Source organism: Lysinibacillus sp. GW823-FHT06C08, assembly GCF_058795135.1.
The window spans coordinates 193,288-209,268 of the sequence record NZ_JBXAHN010000002.1 but is presented as its reverse complement, the minus strand read 5'-3'; the positions used below and the strand labels follow the sequence as shown (position 1 = coordinate 209,268).

Here is a 15,981-nt window from a genome sequence, read left to right as displayed (position 1 = left end):
GTTATCCTTAATACGCTTAATGCTAGTTGCTGATAAAGCGTAAGCCTGAAATACAAAAATTAGCGCACCTTCTACGCACGACGTATAGCCAGCTATCTGAGTTTTTTTCAGATAGCTGGGCTATTTTAAACATGTGGGTTAGATATTTTTCGACCAAGGCATGTAATCTTGTAAGGTCTCTGGCTGTTGTTGAATCGATAAATTTGGTAGCTCCGTTAATAGCTTCACAAGGTACCGATAGAAATCAATGCCGTTTGTTTTGGCTGTTTCTGCTTAACTCAAACAGATGGCATTTGCTTTAGCACCGGCTTCACTAACAGAAAAAAGCCAGTTCTTGCGACGAATCGCATTTTCGGCTTGATTATTATTCATCTCAATTCGACCATCGAACAGATGATTTTAGGGTACAATTTGGGGTACGTACTATTCCCTAACACCCCTCTCACCCTTTCATATTACTTATTACTTATTACTTAACGAACCACAACAAACATTGATATATCAACGTTTCCCTACAAAAAAACACTCGCTATATAAACGAGTGTTTTACGTTTTTTATGACAACCACTTCGGTGGTGTGTTTTTTTCCCAGTAAATATCGCCTAGATTATAGTGTGCCATGAAGTCGTCCTCGACGCTGTGATAGTGGAAGTTGTAATAATAGCCTTCCTGAGGTCTTTTTTCAGTACGTACATGGAAGCGGATGACATCTGATCCTGTATCGTTATTGATTACATTGAAAATTTTCTCACCATAATTACCACTTGGCTTTTCAGAGATGGTTAAAGATGCTAAGGATTGCTCGTCCAAACTAGCGACAGTCATGGCAATCGCCTCCTCCATTTTTGGGAAGATGATGTTGTCAAATTCATGGCTAATTTTAGGACCAATTTTAGTACCAAACTTTATGTATGATTGCTCTCTCGCTGCATCCATAAGCAAGGCATTATAATCAATTTCTTCCTCTTGGATATGAACCTGCTCGTCACTACTATAATCAGGTTCAGCAGCTAGAGCTGTGCTTGTCCCCGATGCAGGACCGATAGATGCACGATTCGAAGGATTTTGATCGAATGCTTCCCATATTTCATGCGTTGGCGTAATTAAACCAAATGTTAAAAACGCAACCATTATGACAATACTTTTTTTAACCCACGTTTTCATTCAGTATCACCTACTCTTTATGTACAAATTGGTAATTCTCCTATTATTATATACGTTCTCGCCATTAAAAGGTTTCATATTTCTATAATTCATTGTACAATATTTATGAATAATGTGTCGGTTTTTTAAAGGAGGTACAAAGCATGAGCATCGTAATGGGTATTGGACTTTTATTAATGTTAGGTTACTTATCATCTTTATGTTTCACGGACTAATTTTTTTATTTTGTAATAAGCACTTTATTAAGCCCTCAGAAGCCTGTTATATGCAGTCTTTTGGGGTTTTTCATTTTTCTTTACAATGCATATTAACGCAAAATAATGTACAAAGTTGGGGCTAATATTATTAATAATTCTTAGCGGCGTGTAAGCAAAATTTTTTAATTTAGTAATACGTATTAACTCAAAGTGGTTATAGAAAACATGAAAGCATTTGTTATGGTGGCGGAGTTAAGAAGCATTTCAGGAGCTTCAATTGAACTAAATCACCTTCAATCCAATATGACTGCAAAAATAAAAAAGATTGAATCACATTATCACCAAGAACTGTTTATCAGAAATTCAAAGGGAGTAAAATTAACAAGATATGGAGAAAAATTATAGCATCAATATAAAAAAATACTTTTTCTTTGGGAAGAAACAGAGAATTAGATGAAAAAGAATGAGGAAAAACTTTGCTCTTTTTAACTGAAGTAATCAATCGAAATTGATAGTACTATACAGATCCAACTCGTTAGCTTCTTCCACATGTGTACTCACCTCTTCACCATCATACAGTACAAAACTCTCGTAATTCTATCAAATTTGAGATGTTATAGACATTAGAAAGACAAATATCGCACCATATTAGGGCGATATGATAAAGCATATATTGCAAATTTGTCAAAGTCTGATGTAAATACAATTTCTACGCCTGGTAATAGTACTCGGTGTAAATTTGGAATAATCATTTTTCAGCTATGTTGTTCAACAAACGCGCCCGATTGTTGAATAACTATTTTTTATTATTAATAGCGTTTTCTCATGTATTTCTATATCAATTTTAGGTAGTATAAATACTAACAATTTTCTCGTTTAATAAATTTTTTTTGCTTTTTTAAACCAATTTTTATTGTGAACGGACTACATTCACGTTTAAAACATTGGATAAATCGTTTTAAAGGTGTTGATTCTAAATACTGTTTCATTGAACTCTTATACAATCCTTCACTTATTAAATAGATATGATTTGTCATTTGGACTATAGGGGTATCTACATTATATTTTGAAAAGACATGATAAAAGAGACATTTCCAAAATCGAAAATGTCTCTTTTCTAAATGTTTGATATTTATATATCACAGACGTTCTTTAGCTACACTTTTATTTTGTTTTGGTAGCTTCAATAATCCATTTAGCTAAGTTGTCTATTTGCCCTTCTACAGCAATCGGGTCTCGAAACCATGACTGACTTTCGTTCCACAAGTATACTTTTCCATCTCGAATTGCAGGTAAGTTACCCCAAATCGGATCAGCCTGCAGTTCCTCTAACGTCGATTTAGTTGTTAAAACCAAATAATCACCTGTATACTCAGGAAGCATTTCTAACGAAAACTCATAAAATGATTCTGCTAGCATGTGTTCTGGCACAGATGAAGGTGGAGTTGCACCTAATATTTCATACATAATTCGACCGCCACGCCCAGATTTCGGTCCAAATAAGAATACTTTTCCATCGTATTCCTGCATGACAGACACTGTTTCTCCCTCATTAAGTACATGTTGAACTTCTTCACGTAATTTATTTGTGTGACTTTCAAAATTGGTAATCCATTTTTCAGCGACATCCTTTTTATCTAATAAATCACCAAAATAACGTATTTCCTCCTGAATCGTTTCAAAGCTATTGTAAGGCATAGCCACAGTTGGCGCAATCAGCGAATATTTTTCTACTGCTTCTTCTTGATTCAGTTGGGTAATGATTAAATCTGGTTTCAATTGAACCAGTGCTTCTAGCGAATCTCCCACATCTGTCACACCGTCAAGCATCCCTTCTATGTATGGACTATCCATTAAAAAAGAAACAGATGCAACTGGTTGGACGTCAAGTGCCAACACGGTTCCTAAATAGGCAGGTGCCGCTACACGTTGTGGTTGGGCAGGCACTTTCACATCTCCGAGTGCCGTTGTCATTGTTCGCATTTGGATGTTGGCAGGTACTTCAGACTTACTTTGATTCGATTCAGTTGAGTCACTATTTTTGTTTGCCCCTTCTGATGATGTCCCACATCCCGATGTGACCATAGTTAGACACAATAGCGCCATTGCTAACAGATTTTTCTTTCTAATTGCCATATCATTTCCTCCATCTAGCTTTAATTGATAATGAATATCACTATCAATTAAATGATACATTGCTGGATGTGGAGCAACAATGGACAATTTTGTCCAATTCATTGTATCTTTTGAACCTATATCCTGATATTGCTTGCGGTATTCCCCTGGTGTTATACCTGTTTGCTTCTTAAACATACGGTTAAAATAGATCGTGTCAGGATAACCAACATAAGCAGCTACTTCCTGTAGTGTCGCTTCGGTATCACACAGTAACCTTCGCGCTAAGTCTATACGTAAGCGTATCGTATAATCAAGTGGACTGCATCCCATCTGTTCTTTGAATTTCCTCGAAATGTATTGCGGAGTGTAATTCATTTGCTGGGCCAGCTGCTCCATGGAAATCATGCCACAATAATTTTTTGCGATATAGCGGACAACTTGTTCGGTTAGCGATGGGGCATGTACATGCTCCATCCGCTCCTGTAACGCTGCATGTACGAAACGGATGAAATCCCCTTTGGCCTTCAGTCTCATCAATTCGTGGTCATTCTTTAGATTATTCTCTTTGTCTACCTGTTTATTGTTAATTTGTTGCCAGTCTGCAAACATAGATTCTAGCATCTCCAACATAAAAAGTGGTTCGGAGGGGGACACTGCCCAGCTTTTCATAAATGGATTGTCTGTTTGCATCATCATATGAAACTCTCGCAATGCGGAAGCAGGTAAAGAAGCATTATATAAAATCATATAGAGATCAAGAAAATCAGTAGTTTGAACCGTTAGCCGCTGCCCCTTACCAATATGTAGTAAATGAAACCTTTCGGATAGCCACACTTCATCATTTACCCACAGTTCAGCATGTCCATTTGCAACAAACATAAACATGCTTGCTGGTGTTACATAATCATAAATCACATCGCCTCGCCCTATTCGTTTAATTCGAACGTCCAGTACACGAATGACAACTTGATTCCACAATTGAATTTGTTCACCTATATTCATAATAAAACCATGTAACGAATACTATCTACCCAGTCCATTAGATTGCTCCTTCCTATGCTATTACAATTTAATCAGTTATGATAATCATTTTGATTTTCGTTTCAAGATATGTCAAGAACAGTACATTAAAGTGTTGGATGTAATTTATTATGGTTTCAAAAAAACTTCTACGCCCTTTATATTTATTTTACCGCAGCAGTAAAATACTGCTCCACCAAGTGTGCTGTCTCTATTTTTCAAAAAACGCACTTACTTATGGTACGGTTCACCACTATTAATGCGAGATTACCTCCTCCACAATCTGGCCCTTTAATTAAAACGAGCGCTAATTCTTGTTACAGAAACGCGCCCGACAAGTGCATCGTCCCTATTTTGCACATACTGGTAAGCCAGTCTGTAGTACTTCTCTTTATTCTGCATCACAAAATCTGCGATGTTTGTTCCTAAATCTGTTTTATTCATCTTTTACAACCTCTCCTTAAGGTAAAAAATTCATTATAAGCGCACTCTATTGATTTTGACGTACTACTAACTTAAAAAGTTTTTCTACCACAAATTAAAATATAACCATTCAAATATTCTTCTTTTACTACGTTACAGATTATTATTTATGAATCTCCAAAGAATAAAAAAGGTAGCAACATTTACTGCTGCTACCTAGATACTTAAGTATATATCAATAACAAAAAGTCGTTCTTCTTCAACTATTCTGCGCCGTTAGTTTAAATGAGAAACTTCATAATCTTACTCTATAAATCAACAATAAAATCCAATTTTATTGAAAACGTTCCTCAACAATCTGGCCCTTACTTTATATTATTTGAATTCAAATGCCTGAACTTCCTTTTATTGTTTTTTTTCCAACTTCTTAATTCAGCAATTGCAATTGTTTTTTTATATAACGACAGATAGAATGGCTCTCACTAATATCAATCCCAGTAGATAAATGTGGTCCCTGTTGTTCAAGTTCTCGTCTTAACATTATTTATTAACCACACAGATTGTAAGTTTTTATTTTATAGTTATTACACCTTCTTTGCTAATTAATTCTAATTTGTTTGAGGCTTCTCCAATCTTTCCTTTTTTTAATTTATCTGTATGTTTTTCTTTCTGATAACCTTCTAAATTTACACTTATGTCGGATGATTCACTGTTCGCTGTAAGCTCTAATGATTTGGGTGTTTCTTTATATGCTATTGTAATATCTCCCTTAACCGAATATATTCAGTTACTGTCATGCCAATCGTGGATTGGAATATTCGATGAAAGTGATACTTTGAAAAATTTGATTGTGCTGCAATATTTTCCAAGGTAAGTGGTTCATGTAGGTTTTCTTCCACATACAAAATAATTTTCTTAATTATAATTTCATGGTTATACAACGAAGGCACCTCCTTTAAATATAGGATATCAAAGTTCTTCATTCGCTTTTTGATATATCTTGCGAAGTAATCGCTGCATCCTAAAAATCATTAAAAAGAGGTTGATGTAATGTCAGCCTCTTTTTATATCTGCAACAATAGGGTCCTTTAAAAGAAAAAGACGCGTTCTTAAATAAACGCGCCCTATTACGGAAGAATAGCTAATTATATAAATGTCCTTTCAGTAAAGTTACACAGTCCCCAATTAACTCAACTTTTTCTCCTTTTATCTTTAGTTTTATTTCACCCCCGCGCTCTGAATCCTGATATGCTGTAAATTCTTTCTTATTTAAGAGACCACTCCAATATGAAGCTAATGCGCAGTGTGCAGAGCCTGTAACGTAATCTTCGTTAATTCCTATCTTTGGAGCAAAATACCTTGATACAAAGTCATACTTATCTAATCCACGACTAGTAATAATTATACCTGGACCCTCTAGTTCTCGAATTGCATCCAAATTAGGCATTACGTTATGAACCATATCATGGTTTTCCAGTTCTAAAATGTACCGATCTTCTGCCCAAGCAGCATCTTTTATGTGGAAATCAATAACACGTTTTAATTTCTCAGTCACTTCTGTTTGAGTTGATTCTTTTAAATTAAACTTTAGAATTATTTGTTGTTCAAATAGCTCAGTTTGAAGAAGTCCTGATTGAGTATAAAAGTTAATTGTTGACTCTGATGAAGAAAAACCCTCACTCCATAAAATATGAGCAGCTCCTAATGTACCATGCCCACATAAATCAATCTCTTTAGTCGGTGTGAACCATCTAAGTTGATAGTTATTTCCATTTTCCTTTGAAATAAAAGCTGTAATAGGTTGATTGAGTTCTTTTGCTAAGTATTTCATCCACTCTTCTGATCTTTTCTCTCTTAAGAAAACTATTGCTGCAGGATTTCCCTTAAATTTTTCTTTTGTAAAAGCATTGATAAAATAAAATTGGCTATTCATATGCCGCCCCATCTCTAAATTTAATAGCTTCATATTCTTATCTACATTTTAACATAAATATCCATTTTCCTTTAAAGGTATTGTTAAATTAAATGGCCAGTTTGTGGAACAATAAAAAATCCTGCATACCAACACAGGATTTTACTTAAAACTATTTATTAACGTCATGACTTTTTTTCAAATCTACATCCAATTCTAATTGCCTTTTAATTGAGTAAATAGTGTTTCTAGAAAGAAGCAGACTCTCATAAAAGAGCCTGCCTTCCCTGTTTTGTAAAATTAAGCAGCTGTACGTACGTTTGAAGCTTGAGGTCCACGTTGACCTTCCTCCACATCAAAAGTCACTGCTTGACCTTCTTTTAAGGTTTTGTAACCTTCGCTTGAATCGCTGAGAAATGAACGAATACGTCGTCTCCACCTTCACGTTCGATGAATCCGAAGCCTTTTTCGCCATTAAACCATTTTACATTACCTTTTTCCATTTGTTTTGCCTCCTAGTATGTAAACACACACAATGTAATACTATCCATGCTCTCAGTGATCATCAAGATGAAAAGTTACAAATCCTTTACATCGAACAAAAATAATTCTTTTTAAGAAGAATATTTTTTAAATAAAATGTAAATACATAGAAAAATCCACTGACCGTCTATGTAGATGTAAAAAATTCTTAAAGTATAGAGGTGAGATTGATTGTTTTTTCTTCTAGAAAAAATGACTTAAATAATATATTGTATACCTAAAACAATGAAACCCCTACCTCTCTTTCATCCTTATGGCTCCTTGTCCGTGCCAGTGTGAATCAGGATTGCAAAAATCAGGTGACTATTTTATAAAGTTATTTTTTAAAACTTCAAACCTTCGTAAAAGAAATTTAAATAATAAAAATTGATGAAATTGTAGAACAAAAGAGGTTAATGCTCTAAAGGTGAGTGGGAGAAGTTGAATGTCTTTAAAATGATTTACTTTTAATAATAAACATATTCCCTAAAAATTCAGAATATTTACGCAAAACGTAATACATTATCTTAAATTAACCTTAACAGAAACTTTTTATTTGATTTACAGTAATCCCTTTAATTAATACTAGTTCACTAATCAAAAATTCATATGCGTTATCTAACATTTTTTTTTCGCTTGAATTAAGTCCTTGTTCTTTCTTCATACGAATTAAATCACGTACAACTTCAGTACATTCTTGTATTTTACCCGTATTTATTTTGTCCGTGTTCACTTTATACCTTTGTTTCCAAGGCAGTAATCTATCTGATTCTCCATGTTGAAAAATGTTTATGATGTGTTTTAATGCAATTATGTCAGTAACAGGGCGTATACTAGAACTCAATATTTTACCTGTAGGAATCATGATTTGCATATTACCGATTAACATTTTTATGACATAATACTGTTGCTTTTCCCCTGAGATTTCCTTTTCTTCTATAGCTTTAATTATACCTACTCCGTGCATTGGATAAACAATGTTATCGCCAATTTCGAACAAATAATCCACCTCCAATATGGTAATCTTCTTAACCTTAACATATAAATTGTTTATTATCAAATTTTTTAATAATATCATAAATATATTTTATTTGTCAAATACTTTTTATTTAAAAATCAGAAAGAGGACTCTGTATCCCTTTAACTGTTAGTTCAAGAAGAATATTATTAAATTCATTTTTCAAACCAAACTACAGTACTTTTTAGCGGAAAATTATCGTATGAGAGTATAGACGACACTCAATTATACGAGGTTAAATAATATAATTACAATAGAACGTACACGTGATGATATTGGTACGCGTACCCCGAAAACTAAAAATAGTTATCGAAGAATTTAGGTGGATGATCTTGTAATTGATCTATTAAAAAAATACCAAGTATGGTGTAAACAAATTTTATTGAAACATGGCAAACTTGACATTCAGTTATTTGTATTTATAAATAAATTCAATAACCTATTGCATGGCCATTCATAAAATATTTAGAGATACGATTTTAAAAGCTGGTTTCCATGTAATGAAAGAGTTAGAAGAACAAGCAGTGGAAGTTTTCAGTAGAAGTTTGGAATGCGGAACTGGGGCTAGCAGTGGGGCTAATTAATGTAAAAGTCCGTGTAAACGTTGATAAATCAATATTTTTGCCATTTATTTAATGTTTCACGGACTAATTTTTTTTATTTTGTAATATGTACCCTACAAAGCCCTCAAAAGCCTGTTATACGCAGTCTTTTGTTGGGGTTTTTCATTTTTCTTTACAATGTATATTAACGCAAAATACATTGGCTCGATATCTGAATGTACTCTTTCTACAAAAGCATCATCTTCAAATATTTTTTTAGAATATTAATAATTTGGAGAGCAAAGCGACAACTAATATAGCTGCATATTTTTCTAGGCTAAATATTTGTAAAGTTCGTAGAAATCACCTACCAAATCAAAAACAAAGTTTTTTGGGAGTGTGAGTACACTCCCGTTGTTTGCGCTTCTCTTTCTTTTACCTTTATCTTTTCATTGTTTTATTTACAATTCTTAAAGCCTTCATTGTAAACCATTTTTAGGAATTGTAAACGTTCTTTACTCTCCAACCTATTTAACAGTCTACGCCATTCTTTAAAGGCATCCCCAGCTGTTGTTAATGTATCAAGAAAGTCTTCATCCAATCCTTCGTTTTTCAAATTTTCTTTGATTATAATAGTCATATCTGAAAATATAAGTGTATCGCCTTCTTCAGCAAATGCAACGTAATTAGGTGTTACACGCATAGCTTGCTTGAACGTTGGTCGTTCCATTGTTGGATGGGGCTTATCAAAACTACATATTAACTGTTCACCTGTTGAGTAGACGTGCACATATATAACGTTATAATCAATTTGATGTTTTTTAGCCTCTTTCTTCTCTTCAGTCATAACTTATACCAACCTATCTTTTACGCATCTTCTAAAGATTTTTAAATAACATTAGCAAGTTCGGCACCAATCTTTTTTGGGGATTTCTCCAGATTCTAGAGCTTTTTTCTCCAAATCCGTTTTCGGTAGAAGATTCTTTTTTTACACATTTTGTCTCACTTCTAAAGTAGTTGTTGAGATATTTACACGTTGTTTTTATATGCCACTTCAAATATTTTACATTAACTCATCTGAAATCTCTAACCTTGTATCATCATTTACAATGTAGTACCAAATACCATCTATTGTCTTTCCCTCACCCTTGATCTCTATTTGCTTTATTATTTGAGCAGCAGATTTATATGCTTTTTGAATATCAATTAGTTGTTCTAGTTTTAAGTTTGTTTGTACATTTTTTTCTAATATTTTTAATATTTTCGGATATTTTACCAATGAAGAAAATTCAGTACCCTTTTCAATAATTTTACTTATCACTTCTCTTTGCCTTGTTTGCCTACCGAAATCTCCAAGAGGATCTTCTTTCCGCATTCGAACATATTTAAGAGCAACATGACCATTTATTTGTTGTTTTCCCTCAGGTATAAACACATCTTCAAGAGTGAAAGCAAATTTATTATTTACTGTCACTCCACCAACCGCATCAACAATATCCCTAAAACCTTCCATATTAACCTTAATGTAATAGTCAATAGGAATATTTAAAAATTGTTCAACAGCCTGGACTGTCCCTTCCACTCCACCATAAGCATAAGCCGCATTTATTTTACTATAAGAATTTTTCATAGGATTATAAACTCTCGTATCACGTGGAATGCTTACCATTGTTGATATTTCTGATTTAGGATTAACAGTAACTACTATCATAGAATCAGAACGACCAACATCATTTGGTCGCTCATCCACCCCTAGTAGTAAAAATGAGAGGGGTTTTAAATTTTCTATATTAGTTTTATTTTGCTGTTGTTTATCATTATCCTTGTCTTTATTCAAAGGTTTATAAATATGGTCAACTGATTGTGCTACAGTTCTATAGATCCCATAACTAACTAAACCAGCAAAAATAATAAATAGAGTTAGCACAAGTATTATTATCTTTCTGATATTCAATTTTTTCTTCTCTTTTAATTTATACATATACTTCACTGTCCTTACTATTTACTTAGTGTAAGTAATCTTTGAAAACATACATCATTAATTATTTTCATTTATTGTTTCTAGAATCAAAGAAGCATAGAATTCAGCACCTTCTGGTTTCAAATGTACTCCATCCTGATAAAAGTAATTTTCTTTTCCTTCACTAGCTGCATACCAATCAATAATAGTTGCGTTTTTAAACTCAGGAGCAACCTCTGAAATCGTATTGTTTACAGTTTCCTCCCATTCTTTAGGGACACGTGTATTTATAAGGTAAATTTGCTTATCGCTAAGTAAGGAAAGTAAATTACGTAATTGGTTTGAAGTAAAGGGGCCATTTGTCCCAAGCTCTATAACAATTTTCCCACCTAATTTCCCTTCTGTTTGTAGCTGTTTAATAGTTTCTTCCCCCTGTATCATTTGACGACCAACTTTTCCATCAACTAAGATTCCTGGAAGTAACTCTTCTAAATAAGGAGCGACACCAACAATGACCGAATCCCCAATAACAGTAACCCCTGTCACATCTTGAGTATTAACATTTTTTGAAACTTCCGTCTTCCCCTCCACTTCCACCTTGTCATGAATCTCCTCAATGTGAGTTGCTTTTACTTCTTCTATGGATTTATTTGTCGGAACGGTTTTATTCATACCATAACTAACAATGCCAATGGAAATGAGCAATAGTGCTAGTACAAGGATTAGTTTCTTTTTACCTTTTGTTTGTTTCTTCTCTTTTAATTTATACATAATACTTTCCTCTCTTAATGTGAATATAATTTAAAAACTCTCCTAAATATTTTCCTTAACTGCTTCTAGTATTATAGAAGCATAGTATTCAGCACCTTTTGGTTTCAAATGCACTCCATCCTCATAAAAATAATTTTCTTTTCCTTCACTAGCTGCATACCAATCGATAATAGTCGTGTTTTGGAACTCAATAGCAACCTCTGAAATCACTTTGTTCACATTATCCTGCCAATCTTTAGGGACACGTGTATTTACAATAAAAACTTGCTTATCATGAAGTGATGAAAGTAAATTACGTAATTGATTTGAATTAAAGGGACCATTTGTTCCCAGCTCAATAATAATCTTTTCGCCTAATCTCCCTTCTGTTTGTAGCTGTTTGATAATTTCTTCCACTTGACTCATTTGACGACTAACTTTTCCATCAATCAAGATTCCCGGAAGTAACTCTTCCAGATAAGGAGCAACACCAACAATAACCGAATCCCCTATGACTGTAATCCCAGCCCCATCCTGATAAACAAAATTTTTTGAAACATTCTTTTCTTCCTTAGTGTCAATTTTTTCCTCTACATAAAGTATTTCCTCTTCATTAGCCGTGGCTTTAGATTCAATTTGGGTGATATACACTCTAAATATAATAAGAAAAAATAAGCTATAAAGAATGCTTGCCAAGTATATCGCACGCATATAATATCTTCTTAAGCGCCATTTGCTACGTGGATTTTCTTTAGAATTTCTTCGCCTAAAGGGTTCCTCTATATACTTGTAAGATAAAGATGCCAAAATAAAGCTAAAAACTAGTTGAATTGTGATGTGTGTAATACTAAATTCTTTGTTGGTTGTATTTGATAAAATAATGATTGGAAAATGCCATAAGTATAAGCTATATGACCTAACCCCTATCCAGCGTAAAGGTTTACATCCCAACATTGTTCCAATAATGCTTGCAGGATGTGCAAGGACCGCAACTAAAATTGCAGTAATAAAACTTAAAAATACAAATCCCCATGGATAAAGTGATTCATTAAATTTGTTGGTACAAACCATTAATATGAGAGTTATTAATAAACTTACTACTCCTATTACGTCTAAAATTAGTCGTGCTTGATATGGAACTTGATCTCTTTGTTTTAATTGTTTACTTGGCCAAATAAAAGCCAGAGTTGCACCAATAAGTAAGCCAAATGCTCTAGTATCAGTACCATAGTAAACTCTACTTGGATCAGTGCCAGGTTCATAAATCCATCCCATTGATATAGCTGATAAAGCTGCAGCTATTAAAATCCATTTGATAAGATCGCTTCTGCGTTTAACTATTGTTAATCCGATAACTAGAAAAAGTGGCCAAATAAAGTAAAATTGTTCTTCTATGGAGAGAGACCACAAATGTCCAATAGGTGAAGGAGGACCGAAACTTTCAAAATAAGAAACTTTGTTAAAAATTAACCACCAATTATTCACATAAAATAAAGCTGATACAAAATGACCCTTTAATGAAAGTAATCTATCTAAATCAAATATTAAAAGCCATGTTCCTACACAGAATAGCATCCATAGCATAGCTGGAAGGAGCCTCCTAAATCTTCGTATCCAGAAATTTAGCAGATTAAATCTTTGTTTCCCTTTCCACTCGTTGATAATTTGATCAGTAATGAGATAACCAGAGATAACAAAAAAAATCCCTACCCCAAGGAGACCTCCTTGTGCCCACTTAAGGTTTAAATGATATGCTATGACTGCAAGAACTGATATAGCTCTAAGACCATCAAGACCTGGCATATAGTGTTTATTTTTTTGATTTTGGATTTTATTCATGTTGTTACTTCAGTCCTTACTCTATTTATTGAAGGTTGAACAGTGGCATCAAAATCCTTTTTGCTCTCATTCAAACGCCACATCTTTAATATAAGGTTTGAATATCGCAGAAGTTTAACATACTTGTAAACAAATTGTCACAACAATAAAAAAGCTAAATTTGATATATGTGAAACTAAAATGGAAGTTTAAAATTTTGTGGTATCATACGAACACACTAAAATTTGTCGTACAAAGAATTTTGTGATGAAATGTATTACATAGATTTAGTTTGTTTTTTATTTATCGAGTTTTTATATTAAAAGCGATGGGACAGTCTTGTTTAAAAAGACTGTCCCATCGCTTTATTTTAAATGTATGATTTTTTTTGAGGTGTATTTTTAATTTCTATTTCATGTATATTGCTATACCTTTTAATAAACCTTTATTTGTGGCAATAAATACTATATTTTTTCTTTCAAGTGATTGCTAATGCACCTTTCGGTTTGATTGCGTAGGGTAAAAAAACTATCAAAATGTCGCAAGGATGCCTCTAGTGGACCTTTAGGAAGGCAAGATAATAACCACCCTACCACCAATGCTATTATAACGATTAACATGTCTCCAAATGGTATTTCACCTAGACTAAAATTACCGCCAGCTAGTTGAATACCCCATACCACAACAAACTGAATTGCATACATCGTCAACGCCATACGTCCAACTAAGGCGAAAGGAATCACTAATTTAGAAATTTTTTTGGATATGATACAAACTATTCCAAGAGCAAAAAATGCTGCCCCAAGACCCATCAACGTCTGGAAAGAGGATGCACTATGTGAACTTGTTAAAAGTAGACTGTGCCACATTGGTGGTTCCACATTATATGGCCAGATTGCGTACGGGTCTAGTTCAATACTGTTTACCCCTTGAACACTTATAAGCCAATTTTCAAAGGTTTGACTTAAATCAGGAAGTACAAATTTAGACAACATAATACTAATTATAAGCATAATTGAACCACTACCTGCCAATGAAAGAGCAGTATGTGTACTAGTAAGATCAAGACGACCAATAGCCATTCCTGCCACAAAAACAGAGGAAAGTGCTAAAGCTGACATTGGACCCCCGGCAATATCATACAGAAGAAAAGCTTCAGAAAACAAACTTCCTCCAAGTACCATTACTGGTGGTCCTAACAAGATTAAACAAATTGCTGTTGTAACAAGCACACGAGTCGAACGATACACCAGGGGTAAAGCAAGTACAAAAAGCGCTGCATAAGCGGGTAATATCACCCCAAACGGTGTATTTAACATAATGAGAGTATACCCAATAAGATCGATAAAAACCGCCCGTGCTAGCATGCGTGACCTAAAAGCAGTTTTTTCTATACCTTTATCCCTCATTCCCTGTGCCATGAGAGAATAAGAAATACCACCACAAAGTACAAATAGTAAAGTTGTATTTCCTGAAACGATTGCTGCATTCTTTTCATTCAAAGCAAAGTGTTGCACATACATTCCTAAGACTGCCAATCCACGCGCAACATCAAGAGCGACCAAACGACCGAGACCACCTGAGCTCCTTTTAGAACCATCAGGAGTTTCATTTTCGATTAACAATAAACATTCCTCCTTTTCCATATTGGGGCTATAACCATAGCCAAATATAACTCTCAATTGTCTCTAAAGATTAATCAATATGTAAACAAAATGTCACAAAACAACTTTGTATTGGCTTTCTTTGAAAGCTTCTTGTATCATCTAGACACTGGATAATACTAAATTTGATATGGGACTATACTTAAATAGATATAAAAAAAGGTGGACATTTACATGGACAAAACTAAAATTCTCATAATAGAAGATGACGAACCAATTGCTGATTTGCTGTCATATGGTTTAATGATGGAAGGTTTTCATACACGCATTGAAACAACAGGATCTTCTGGATTAAGTGCAATAGCAATATACAAGCCTAATCTACTTTTACTTGACTGGATGCTTCCCGATTGTAGCGGGTTGGATATTTGTAAACAAGTAACAACCACTTACAATATTCCCATTTTGATGATAACTGCTAAATCTGATATTACCGATAAAGTAATTGGGCTAGAATATGGAGCAGATGACTATATCACAAAGCCGTTTGATTTGCGTGAGGTAGTTGCTAGGATTAGAACAATTTTTAGAAGATTAGATCAAACGAATAGCTTGGAAAAGCAAGAAAAAAGCCAAGATATTAGATTTAAAAATATTTTAATTCTACCAGAAGAAAGGCTGGTAATAAAAGATGATATAAATATAGAGCTTACTCCCAAGGAATATGATTTATTAATGACTCTAATAGGACAAAAGGGTAAAATCTTTACTCGATCAGAGTTGCTCGATTTGGTATGGGGGTATGATTTTGTTGGTGATACACGTACTGTTGATACTCATATTCAGCGTCTTAGAAAAAAACTTGATGCAGGAGACATTATTACCACAGTATTTGGAATTGGCTATAAATTTGAAAAGCAGGTGAAGTAAAGG

General features: G+C 33.8%; 14 protein-coding genes and 3 pseudogenes. 3 read left to right on the top strand and 14 right to left on the bottom strand.

Annotated elements, in window-relative coordinates; genetic code table 11:
- Positions 1-138: 138 nt before the first annotated feature.
- Together AC1Q6O_RS08715 and AC1Q6O_RS08710 are read right to left on the bottom strand one after the other, a co-directional pair.
- Positions 139-393, bottom strand: a pseudogene (locus AC1Q6O_RS08715) (transposase domain-containing protein); the annotation flags it as partial.
- Positions 394-555: 162 nt separating this feature from the next.
- Positions 556-1,164: a YpjP family protein gene (locus AC1Q6O_RS08710; RefSeq protein ID WP_008175017.1), complete on the bottom strand. Its 609-nt coding sequence runs from the start codon at positions 1,162-1,164 to the stop codon at positions 556-558.
- A 422-nt stretch (positions 1,165-1,586) separates the two neighbouring features.
- On the opposite strand from AC1Q6O_RS08710, the pseudogene AC1Q6O_RS08705 reads away from it, so the two are divergent.
- A pseudogene (locus tag AC1Q6O_RS08705) lies at positions 1,587-1,763 on the top strand (helix-turn-helix domain-containing protein); the annotation flags it as partial.
- Positions 1,764-2,525: 762 nt separating this feature from the next.
- Here the strand turns inward: AC1Q6O_RS08705 and AC1Q6O_RS08700 are convergent.
- From AC1Q6O_RS08700 to AC1Q6O_RS08670, 7 genes and pseudogenes are all read right to left on the bottom strand, one after another.
- Positions 2,526-4,481 (bottom strand): AraC family transcriptional regulator, encoded by a 1,956-nt coding sequence (locus AC1Q6O_RS08700; RefSeq protein WP_492401050.1) that lies wholly within the window; start codon positions 4,479-4,481, stop codon positions 2,526-2,528.
- Positions 4,482-4,790: 309 nt separating this feature from the next.
- Positions 4,791-4,943: a hypothetical protein gene (locus AC1Q6O_RS08695; RefSeq protein ID WP_239355067.1), complete on the bottom strand. Its 153-nt coding sequence runs from the start codon at positions 4,941-4,943 to the stop codon at positions 4,791-4,793.
- Positions 4,944-5,492: 549 nt separating this feature from the next.
- The gene (locus AC1Q6O_RS08690) at positions 5,493-5,678 is read right to left on the bottom strand and encodes a DUF4097 family beta strand repeat-containing protein (RefSeq protein WP_258954671.1); all 186 of its coding nucleotides are present in this window, start codon (positions 5,676-5,678) and stop codon (positions 5,493-5,495) included.
- Positions 5,675-5,863, bottom strand: coding sequence for an AraC family transcriptional regulator (locus tag AC1Q6O_RS08685; protein WP_239355066.1), 189 nt, complete (start codon positions 5,861-5,863; stop codon positions 5,675-5,677). Before AC1Q6O_RS08685 ends, AC1Q6O_RS08690 begins: the two co-directional genes overlap by 4 nt.
- 200 nt (positions 5,864-6,063) lie before the next feature.
- Positions 6,064-6,888, bottom strand: a complete 825-nt coding sequence (locus tag AC1Q6O_RS08680) for a PhzF family phenazine biosynthesis protein (protein WP_008175033.1) — start codon at positions 6,886-6,888, stop codon at positions 6,064-6,066.
- Positions 6,889-7,134: 246 nt separating this feature from the next.
- A pseudogene (locus AC1Q6O_RS08675) lies at positions 7,135-7,337 on the bottom strand (cold-shock protein).
- Positions 7,338-7,894: 557 nt separating this feature from the next.
- On the bottom strand, positions 7,895-8,371 hold the full coding sequence (locus AC1Q6O_RS08670; RefSeq protein WP_239355065.1) for a CarD family transcriptional regulator: 477 nt from the start codon (positions 8,369-8,371) through the stop codon (positions 7,895-7,897).
- Between the two features lie 449 nt (positions 8,372-8,820).
- On the opposite strand from AC1Q6O_RS08670, the gene AC1Q6O_RS08665 reads away from it, so the two are divergent.
- On the top strand, positions 8,821-8,958 hold the full coding sequence (locus AC1Q6O_RS08665; protein WP_175487824.1) for a hypothetical protein: 138 nt from the start codon (positions 8,821-8,823) through the stop codon (positions 8,956-8,958).
- A 415-nt stretch (positions 8,959-9,373) separates the two neighbouring features.
- Here AC1Q6O_RS08665 and AC1Q6O_RS08660 read toward each other — a convergent pair whose 3' ends face one another.
- From AC1Q6O_RS08660 to AC1Q6O_RS08640, 5 genes are all read right to left on the bottom strand, one after another.
- A complete protein-coding gene (locus AC1Q6O_RS08660) occupies positions 9,374-9,763 on the bottom strand; it encodes a hypothetical protein (RefSeq protein WP_089984643.1) in 390 nt (129 codons plus the stop codon).
- Positions 9,764-9,979: 216 nt separating this feature from the next.
- On the bottom strand, positions 9,980-10,897 hold the full coding sequence (locus AC1Q6O_RS08655) for an LCP family glycopolymer transferase (RefSeq protein ID WP_008175040.1): 918 nt from the start codon (positions 10,895-10,897) through the stop codon (positions 9,980-9,982).
- 57 nt (positions 10,898-10,954) lie between these two features.
- On the bottom strand, positions 10,955-11,647 hold the full coding sequence (locus AC1Q6O_RS08650) for an SGNH/GDSL hydrolase family protein (protein ID WP_174804736.1): 693 nt from the start codon (positions 11,645-11,647) through the stop codon (positions 10,955-10,957).
- A 42-nt stretch (positions 11,648-11,689) separates the two neighbouring features.
- The gene (locus tag AC1Q6O_RS08645; RefSeq protein ID WP_008175042.1) at positions 11,690-13,465 is read right to left on the bottom strand and encodes an acyltransferase family protein; all 1,776 of its coding nucleotides are present in this window, start codon (positions 13,463-13,465) and stop codon (positions 11,690-11,692) included.
- 443 nt (positions 13,466-13,908) lie between these two features.
- Positions 13,909-15,090 carry a DUF418 domain-containing protein gene (locus tag AC1Q6O_RS08640; protein WP_090001659.1) on the bottom strand — a complete coding sequence of 394 codons (1,182 nt, stop codon included), beginning with the start codon at positions 15,088-15,090 and terminating at the stop codon, positions 13,909-13,911.
- Between the two features lie 192 nt (positions 15,091-15,282).
- Here AC1Q6O_RS08640 and AC1Q6O_RS08635 point away from each other — a divergent pair, with 192 nt between their 5' ends.
- Positions 15,283-15,978: a winged helix-turn-helix domain-containing protein gene (locus AC1Q6O_RS08635; protein ID WP_008175050.1), complete on the top strand. Its 696-nt coding sequence runs from the start codon at positions 15,283-15,285 to the stop codon at positions 15,976-15,978.
- The last annotated feature ends 3 nt before the right edge of the window (positions 15,979-15,981 follow it).